At 57.9% G+C, this 8603-nt stretch carries 10 protein-coding genes; 2 read left to right on the top strand and 8 right to left on the bottom strand.

Annotation, left to right across the window (positions count from 1 at the left end; translation table 11 throughout):
• Nucleotides 1–85 precede the first annotated feature (85 nt).
• The 4 genes from rplS to rpsP form a co-directional block, all read right to left on the bottom strand.
• Nucleotides 86–469, bottom strand: a complete 384-nt coding sequence (gene rplS / locus VN114_RS07090) for a 50S ribosomal protein L19 (RefSeq protein WP_325513400.1) — start codon at nucleotides 467–469, stop codon at nucleotides 86–88.
• A gap of 112 nt (nucleotides 470–581) precedes the next feature.
• Nucleotides 582–1328 (bottom strand): tRNA (guanosine(37)-N1)-methyltransferase TrmD, encoded by a 747-nt coding sequence (gene trmD, locus VN114_RS07085; RefSeq protein WP_325513398.1) that lies wholly within the window; start codon nucleotides 1326–1328, stop codon nucleotides 582–584.
• Between the two features lie 38 nt (nucleotides 1329–1366).
• Entirely contained in the window at nucleotides 1367–1891 is a 525-nt protein-coding gene (gene rimM, locus VN114_RS07080; RefSeq protein WP_325513396.1) for a ribosome maturation factor RimM, read from the bottom strand.
• Nucleotides 1892–1918: 27 nt separating this feature from the next.
• Nucleotides 1919–2173: a 30S ribosomal protein S16 gene (rpsP, locus tag VN114_RS07075; RefSeq protein WP_325513404.1), complete on the bottom strand. Its 255-nt coding sequence runs from the start codon at nucleotides 2171–2173 to the stop codon at nucleotides 1919–1921.
• Nucleotides 2174–2564: 391 nt separating this feature from the next.
• On the opposite strand from rpsP, the gene VN114_RS07070 reads away from it, so the two are divergent.
• Together VN114_RS07070 and VN114_RS07065 are read left to right on the top strand one after the other, a co-directional pair.
• Complete coding sequence (locus tag VN114_RS07070) at nucleotides 2565–4001, top strand: ammonium transporter (protein WP_325513394.1); 1437 nt, start codon at nucleotides 2565–2567, stop codon at nucleotides 3999–4001.
• Nucleotides 3998–4384: a hypothetical protein gene (locus VN114_RS07065; protein WP_325513392.1), complete on the top strand. Its 387-nt coding sequence runs from the start codon at nucleotides 3998–4000 to the stop codon at nucleotides 4382–4384. The genes VN114_RS07070 and VN114_RS07065 overlap by 4 nt, the downstream gene beginning before the upstream one ends.
• A 211-nt stretch (nucleotides 4385–4595) precedes the next feature.
• On the opposite strand, the gene VN114_RS07060 is transcribed toward VN114_RS07065, so the two are convergent.
• The 4 genes from VN114_RS07060 to VN114_RS07045 all read right to left on the bottom strand — a co-directional run.
• Nucleotides 4596–6410, bottom strand: coding sequence for an acyl-CoA dehydrogenase (locus VN114_RS07060; RefSeq protein ID WP_325513390.1), 1815 nt, complete (start codon nucleotides 6408–6410; stop codon nucleotides 4596–4598).
• A 115-nt stretch (nucleotides 6411–6525) separates the two neighbouring features.
• Nucleotides 6526–7455 (bottom strand): electron transfer flavoprotein subunit alpha/FixB family protein, encoded by a 930-nt coding sequence (locus tag VN114_RS07055; RefSeq protein ID WP_325513388.1) that lies wholly within the window; start codon nucleotides 7453–7455, stop codon nucleotides 6526–6528.
• Nucleotides 7456–7468: 13 nt separating this feature from the next.
• Complete coding sequence (locus VN114_RS07050) at nucleotides 7469–8233, bottom strand: electron transfer flavoprotein subunit beta/FixA family protein (protein ID WP_325513386.1); 765 nt, start codon at nucleotides 8231–8233, stop codon at nucleotides 7469–7471.
• A gap of 202 nt (nucleotides 8234–8435) precedes the next feature.
• Nucleotides 8436–8603: sulfurtransferase TusA family protein (locus tag VN114_RS07045; protein WP_325513402.1), on the bottom strand; the 168-nt coding region annotated here is incomplete at its 5' end.

Genomic DNA, 8603 nt, shown 5'->3' with positions numbered 1-8603 from the left:
ATCCTGAATGCGGGGTTTTGTTTTTCGGAGAAACACAATCGTATTTCTCCTTGCCGACACCAGCCTGAACGGCTGGCCGCTGCGATTACTCTGCAGCTTTTGCCGCAGCGCGGCGTTGCGGCAGTTTTTCCTTGATACGTGCGGATTTGCCCGAACGGTCGCGCAGGTAGTACAGTTTTGCACGACGTACGTCGCCGCGACGTTTCACTTCGATCGAAGCGATCAGCGGGGAGTACAGCTGGAACGTACGTTCCACGCCTTCGCCCGACGAGATTTTGCGAACGATGAAGTTCGAGTTCAGGCCGCGATTGCGACGCGAAATCACGACACCTTCGTAAGCCTGTGCGCGCTTGCGCGTACCTTCGACGACGTTGACGTTGACGATGACCGTATCGCCTGGGGCGAAGTCAGGAATGTTCTTGCCGAGGCGAGCAATTTCTTCTTGCTCAAGTTGCTGGATCAGATCCATTTTTTACTCCTAAAGCCATCTTGCCGGCGCTGCTACTTCTCGAATGCCCGGTAGAGGATGGGGTTACACAATTGCAGGACTTGTGCCCTGCGCGCACTACAACGTATTGCAACTACAGACTGCTCAAAAACTTTTCATCGGCCCGCGTCAGCAATCCTGCCTCGCGTGCCTTGTCGATCAGATCGGGACGCTTTCTTGCGGTCGCTTCCAGCGTTCGCTCCCGTCGCCACTTCTCGATTTCTGCGTGATTGCCACCCATCAGAACCGCTGGTACCGCTTCCCCCTCGTAGACGTCGGGTCGCGTGTAATGCGGACAATCGAGCAAGCCGTTCACAAAACTGTCTTCCACCGCCGACGCACCGTCATTCAGTACACCGGGCAGTTGCCGGATCACGGCATCCATCAGCGCCATCGCCGGCAATTCACCGCCGGACAAGACGAAATCGCCGAGGCTGATTTCCTCATCGACACAGCGATCGAGAAACCGCTGGTCTACTGCTTCATATCTGCCACACAACAAAACCAGTCCCGGTTCTGTCGTCAGTTGCATCACGCGCTCATGCGTCAGTGCCTTGCCTTGCGGCGACAGGTAGATCACGCGCGGTGCGGGCAAATCCTGTGCAATCTGCCGAACCTTCGCCGCCTGTACGGCGTCTTCCAGCGGCTTGATCATCATCACCATGCCGGGACCGCCACCGTAAGGGCGATCATCGACCGTGCGATGCCTGTCAGTGGTGAAATCACGCGGATTCCATAACGACAGCGTGCAGCTTTTTTGTTCGAATGCGCGGCGTGTAATCCCGGATTGCGTAATCGCCGTGAACATTTCCGGGAACAGGGTGACGACATCAAATTGCATCTCGTCCGCTCCTCGCATCCGTTCGCATATTGAGGCGACTAATAGTCCAGACCCCAGTCCACCGTGATTTTTTTCGCTGTCCTGTCGACCGTCTTGACGAACTGGTCAACAAACGGAATCAGCATTTCCTGCGAAATCCCGGGATCGGTGGCTTCTGGTGAAACCCGCAAAATCGGGTGTGCACCGTTATCCATCAGATCCCTGACCAGGCCCAGACGCTCGCCCTGCAGGTTTTCAACTTCAAGGCCGATCAGGTCGACCCAGTAAAACTCATCGTCCGACAATGCCGGGAAGTGATTCCGTGCAATCTGTACGGTTGTGCCTTTCAGCGCTTCCGCAGCATTGCGATCCGCCACACCCATCAATTGCGCAACGACATCATCGGTATGCATTTTGGATTGCATGACTTCCACGTCGTGGAGTTCAGGCTTGTCCAGCCACCATGTTCTGGCATGCAGCAATGCACCGGCATCGTTTGAGTAGGGGCGAATCCGCACCCAGCCATTCAATCCATACGCACCGGAGATGTAACCAACCAGCACCAAATCCTCGGGAATTTTCATCCCTGATGCTGCCCGATCAGGCAAAACTTAAGCAGCGGCTTTCTTGCCAGCCTGGCTGACCAGACGAGCAACGGTAGGCGACAATTGTGCGCCAACGCCTTGCCAGTACGACAAACGGTCTTGAGCGATGCGAACGGTTTCTTCTGCGCCGGAAGCGACTGGATTGAAGAAGCCGATACGTTCGATGAAACGACCGTCGCGACGATTGCGCGAGTCAGTTGCAACGATGTTGTAAAAAGGGCGCTTTTTTGCACCACCACGAGCTAAACGAATAACGACCATAATATTTCCAATAAGTGTCAGAACACGGAAAAGCCGCAGATTATAGCGTGATCCACCCTTCCCCCGCAACCTGATTCGGCGCTCCTGCAACGGCAGCGTGGTAAATCGATCGTCGATTCGCCCGAAACAGGAAATTCTTGCATTCAAGACAACACTCTTGCCGAGTGCTCTGTCATCTGGCGGTTCAGCTTGAAGCGTTTCATGACCACTTCAGTTCCCCAACTCTGTGCGATCGAATTCCCACGTGAACAACCGCAGTGCAGGAAAAGAATGACCGGACAAGGCCATTCCCGCTTCCAAGGTCCTTTCCGCATGGCACGCATAGTGCTTTTATGAAACATGTCACCGTACCTTGTGCGGACTCATCAAATCAAAATCGGGGGAGTTTTCCATGCGCGTTACTGCATCTGTTGCGATGGCGTTGGCCATTCTGGCCGCAAGTCTCTTGCACCCGGCCATTGCACAAACGACAACCGATCCGTCCCCCGCGTTGGAAACCGCTACCATGGTCGCCACGCCGCCGTTGATCGCGGAATCGCCAGTGGCGCCAGTTATAGACGTTCCACCAGCGCACGTGGATGAACCACTGACCAAACCCGCACTGGTCGATATTTCAAAAATCAGTTCCGGCGATACCGCGTGGATGCTGACCTCGACCGCGCTGGTGTTGTTGATGACAATTCCGGGACTCGCCCTTTTCTATGCCGGCATGGTGCGCCAGAAAAACGTCCTGGCGACGATGGCACAAAGTTTCGCGATTACCTGCCTGGTCACGGTCATCTGGGTCGTGATCGGTTACAGCCTTGCGTTCACACCCGGCTCGCCTTACATCGGCGGACTGGATCGCGTGCTGTTGAGCGGACTGGAGTTCATCAAGGAAAGCGGCAAGGTTTCCGTCAGCGAAATCGCCCCGACCATCCCGGAAAGCGTATTTCTGATGTTTCAACTGACGTTCGCCATCATTACGCCGGCGCTGATTACCGGCGCGTTCGCCGAACGGATGAAATTTTCCGCGCTGCTGATGTTCATCACACTGTGGTCGATCTTCGTTTATGCACCGGTCGCGCACTGGGTATGGGAACCGGGTGGCTGGCTGGCCGCCCGCGGCGTGCTCGACTTTGCCGGCGGCACCGTCGTCCACATCAACGCAGGCGTTTCCGGTCTGGTGGCCGCCGTGATCATCGGCCCGCGCCTCGGCTTCGGCAGGGAACCGATGCCGCCGCACAATCTGGTACTGACCGTGATCGGTGCCTGCATGCTATGGGTTGGCTGGTTCGGCTTCAATGCCGGTTCGGCCGGCGCCGCGGACGGCCGTGCCGGCATGGCAATGCTGGTGACGCAACTGGCAACCGCAGTCGGTGCGCTGTCGTGGATGTTTGTCGAATGGGCCCGGCGCGGCAAACCATCGGTACTCGGCATGGTGTCGGGTGCGGTTTCCGGCCTGGTTGCCATCACGCCGGCATCCGGCTTTGTCGGCGTGACTGGCGCATTGGTGATCGGTGCCATCGCCGGCGTCGCCTGCTACTGGGGCGCCACCTCGCTCAAATCGATGCTCCGCTATGACGACTCGCTGGATGTGTTCGGCGTGCACGCGATCGGCGGCATCGTCGGTGCATTGCTGACCGGCGTATTCGCCGTCAAGTCCATCGGCGGCGTGGAAAGCTCGTTCGGCAATCAGGCCTTCGGTGTGATCGTGACCCTGGCCTTCTCGGCCATCATGACTGCCATCATCCTCGGCATCGTGAATGCGCTGGTCGGCCTGCGTGTCACGCCGGAAGCCGAGCGCGACGGCCTGGATCTGGAACAACATGGTGAGCACGTACTATGACGGAAGAACATCACACACGTGCGGCGCAGGAAAATCATGCCTTCGCATTGATGGGCCGGTTGCATGTCACGCTGCGACGCCAGACCGGCCGTGTCACCGATATCGAATACATGCGCATCGACCAGAATTATTGTCGCTACCTGTTGAAGATGACGGCTGAATCGGATAATCCGGACTTACGGGATATCAGCGCAAAGTTGCAGGAGATTTTCTTCGGTGTTGACGGATTGTTCGTTACTCCCGAACCGCGGCAGGCGCTGTTGTCTCGGCTCGTCGATACGCAGCGGCCAACTTCAGCGACGCCAACGCAGACAACATCGGCCTCAACTTCACCGGACGAAGGAGACGCAGTGGATCGTGGTTATATCGGTCGTCTTCGCTGAGAAAAATATGAAAGAGATGACTTCTATCCCGAATGTCATTTTCCCTTCGCATAAATATGACCAATTACAAAGCCTGTACCTGAAAAAAGAGTTAGAACCAATTTTGCGTCCAACCAATTGTCCAGCTTGAGCACAAACTGACTAAACAACAAACCGAATAAAAATCCGGCTACCGTACAAAGCCACACCAGAACTACCCGTGTCACCATCGTCAGAACTGGTTTTCGTCGAGCGCGAGAACGCCCTTGCTGCCATCGACGATCGCGCTGCGATAACCGCCGGCCTGCGACAAATAGTGATCCGCAAAGAAACGCGCCGTCGCCAGTTTTGCCTGATGAAACGAACCGTCACCATCGCCTGCTGCAAGGAGGCGTTGCGCGGCCAGCGCTGCACGCGCCATCTGCCAGCCACCAAGCACGATGCCGGCCAGCTTCAAATACGGCACGCTGCCGGCAAACACGCCCTTGATATCGGACTGCATGTTGCCGACCACATAGTCCACGACGCCTTCCAGTGAAACGGTCGCGGCGGCCAGTTGCTTTTGAACCGCCGCCAGATCGTCGGCGATGTCTTTCGAAGTGCATTGCGCGATGCGTTCCGCCAACTCCGCTTCGGTGCGACGCACATCGGCGATGATGCTTTTCGCCACTGCGCCGCCATCGCGCACCGTCTTGCGGCCAACCAGATCGTTCGCCTGGATCGCCGTTGTGCCTTCATAGATCGTCAGGATGCGCGCATCGCGATAGAACTGCGCAGCGCCGGTTTCTTCGATAAAGCCCATGCCGCCGTGAATCTGCACGCAGGTCGATGCAACATCGATCGACATCTCGGTCGACCAGCCCTTGATGATCGGCACCATGAACTCATAGATAGCTTGATGCGTCTTGCGCACGTCTTCATCGGCGTGATGATGTGCCATGTCGAAATGACCGGCCGCGACATACGCCAGCGCACGCGCCGCCTCGATCTGCGCTTTCATCGACATCAGCATGCGTCGCACATCCGGCTGATGAATGATCGATACCGCCGTCGCCGAACCTTCAAGATCCTTCGACTGCACCCGCTCCTTCGCATATTGCACGGCCTTCTGGTACGCACGCTCTGCCAGACCGATGCCTTGAATGCCGACTGCGAAGCGCGCCGCTTTCATCATGATGAACATTGTTTCCAGCCCGCGATTCTCTTGCCCGACCAGTGTGCCGATTGCGCCGCCGTGATCGCCGAACTGCAGCACCGCAGTCGGACTGGCCTTGATGCCGAGCTTGTGTTCGATCGAGACGCAATAGGCATCGTTGCGTGCGCCGAGCGAACCGTCGGCGTTCACGAGAAATTTCGGCACGAGGAATAGCGAAATGCCCTTCACGCCTTCCGGCGCATCCGGCGTGCGCGCCAGCACCAGGTGGACGATGTTCTCCGCCATGTCGTGCTCGCCATATGTGATGAAAATCTTGGTGCCGGAAATCTTGTAGGTGCCGTCACCCTGCGGCACCGCGCGTGAACGCACCATCGCCAGATCAGACCCGGCCTGCGGCTCGGTCAGGTTCATCGTGCCAGTCCATTTTCCTGCGATGAAGTTCGGCAGGAACGCCTGCTTCTGCTCATCCGAACCGGCAGTCATCAACGCCTCGATCGCGCCGTCGGTCAGCAGCGGACACAATGCAAATGACAGGTTGGCCGCGTTCAGCATCTCCATGCAAGGCGTCGCCACCAGTTTCGGCAAACCCTGTCCGCCGAAATCCGCCGGATGCTGCACACCTTGCCAGCCCGCAGCGCCAAACGACTTGAAGGCCTCCTTGAAACCGGGCGTGGTCGTCACGCTGCCATCTTTCCACGTCGAAGGTTGGCGATCACCGGTCTGATTCAGCGGCGCGATCACTTCGCTGCAAAAACGCGCGTTCTCGTCGAGCACCGCTTCCACCGTTTCCGGCGTCGCATCCTCGCAACCGGGCAAGGCGTTGATGGCTTGCAGATCGACCAGTTCGTTCAACACGAACAGCATGTCTTTCAGCGGTGCGACGTAGCTCATGCAGAACTCCTGAATGAAAAATGGGCGGGACGGTCAGTGATTGCAGTGTGCCAGAAAATCCGCGCACGACAACCGCTGACCGTCCCGCCCATTCGGCGAAACGTTTTAAAAACCGTTAGCCGAGTTCTTTCACCAGCGCCGGCACGATTTCGAACAAATCACCCACGATGCCGTAATCGGCCACCGAGAAGATCGGCGCTTCGGCATCCTTGTTGATCGCAACAATGGTTTTGGAATCCTTCATGCCGGCCAGATGCTGGATCGCGCCAGAAATACCAACAGCGATATACAGTTCCGGCGCGACGATCTTGCCGGTTTGTCCAACCTGCCAGTCGTTCGGCACGTAACCGGCATCGACTGCCGCGCGTGAGGCGCCCATCGCCGCGCCGAGCTTGTCGGCCAGCGGTTCGAGAATCTTGAAGCTTTCTTCCGAACCCATGCCGCGACCGCCGGAGACGACGATCTTTGCAGCCGTCAGTTCCGGACGCGCCGAGGTCGCGATCTCGCGCGAGACGAACGACGACTTGCCGGAATCGGCCACCGCCGTCACGTTTTCCACCGTGGCGGAACCACCTTCGGCCGCCGCATCAAATGCGGTCGTGCGCACGGTGATGACCTTGATCGCGTCCGACGATTGCACGGTCGCGATCGCGTTGCCTGCGTAAAACGGACGTTCGAAGGTATCGTCCGATACGACCTTGGTGATTTCCGAAATCTGCGCGACATCCAGCTTGGCGGCGACGCGCGGCAGGATGTTTTTGCCGTAGGCCGTCGCCGGCGCGAGGATATGCGAATAGTTCGATGCCAGCGCCAATGCCTGCGCCGCAATGTTTTCGGCCAGGCCGTCGGCAAATTGTGCGCCGTCGGCCACCAGTACCTTGGCGACGCCGGCAACCTTTGCCGCGGCCTGAACGGCTGCATCGGCCTGATGTCCGGCGATCAGAACATGAACATCGCCGCCGCATTGCGCTGCGGCGGTGATGGTGTGGAGTGTGCTGCCTTTCAACGAGGCATTATCGTGTTCGGCGATGACGAGTGCGGTCATGATGTGATCCTGATTAAATGACTTTGGCTTCGTTCTTGAGTTTGGCGACCAGCGTGGCGACGTCCGGCACGATGATGCCTGCGGAACGTTTTGCCGGTTCGCTGACCTTCAGCGTTTTCAGACGCGGCGTGACATCGACGCCGAGGTCTGCCGGCTTGATGTTATCCAGCGTCTTCTTCTTCGCCTTCATGATGTTCGGCAGCGTCACGTAGCGCGGTTCGTTCAGGCGCAGATCGGTCGTCACGATGGCCGGCAGCGTCAGCGATACGACTTCCAGTCCGCCGTCGACTTCGCGCGTGACCTTGACCCGGGGCGCGTCAGCCTTGTCGCCATCGACTTCCACTTTCGATGCGTATGTCGCTTGCGGCCAGTCGAGCAGCGCAGCGAGCATCTGACCGGTCTGGTTGGCATCGTCGTCGATGGCCTGCTTGCCGAGGATGATCAGTTGCGGCTGTTCCTTGTCGGCGACGGCCTTCAACAGTTTGGCGACTGCCAGCGGCTGCAATTCGACGTCGGTTTCGACCAGCACAGCGCGGTCGGCGCCGATTGCCATCGCGGTGCGCAGTGTTTCCTGCGATTGCAGTACGCCGCAGGATACGGCGATGATCTCGGTCGCCTTGCCAGCTTCCTTCAGACGCACGGCTTCTTCCACCGCGATCTCGTCAAACGGGTTCATCGACATCTTGACGTTGGCGATATCCACGCCGGACTGGTCCGATTTGACGCGTACCTTGACGTTGTAATCGACAACGCGTTTGACTGGCACCAACACTTTCATAACTTTGTCCTTGAAAAAGTCGCAATGACACAAAACAACGCAAGATTATAAACGGAAGTGGTCACTTGCCCCGGGCGACGCCTGTCAGGAAGCGATCGAAAGCCGCACACCTGCAAGCCGAACCTGAGTGAATGGGAAGAAAACGGATGCGCTGTGCGCGGTTGAAACGGGCACCGGCACGCTGCCGGCAAGGCGACTGAGACTACTTGCGTTTCATGAAGAAGATGAACACGTCGCCGTCCCTGTCCTGCTGCACCAGTTCGTTACCGGTCTGCTTGGCGAACGCCTGAAAGTCGCGAACGGAACCCGGGTCGGTTGCCTGTACACGCAACACTTCTCCGCTGGTCATTTCCGCCAGTGCCTTTTTTGT

This window comes from Oxalicibacterium sp., from assembly GCF_035565035.1.
Classification (GTDB): domain Bacteria; phylum Pseudomonadota; class Gammaproteobacteria; order Burkholderiales; family Burkholderiaceae_D; genus Oxalicibacterium.
The sequence above is the reverse complement of the archived record's forward strand: the minus strand, read 5'-3'. Positions and strand labels throughout refer to the sequence as shown.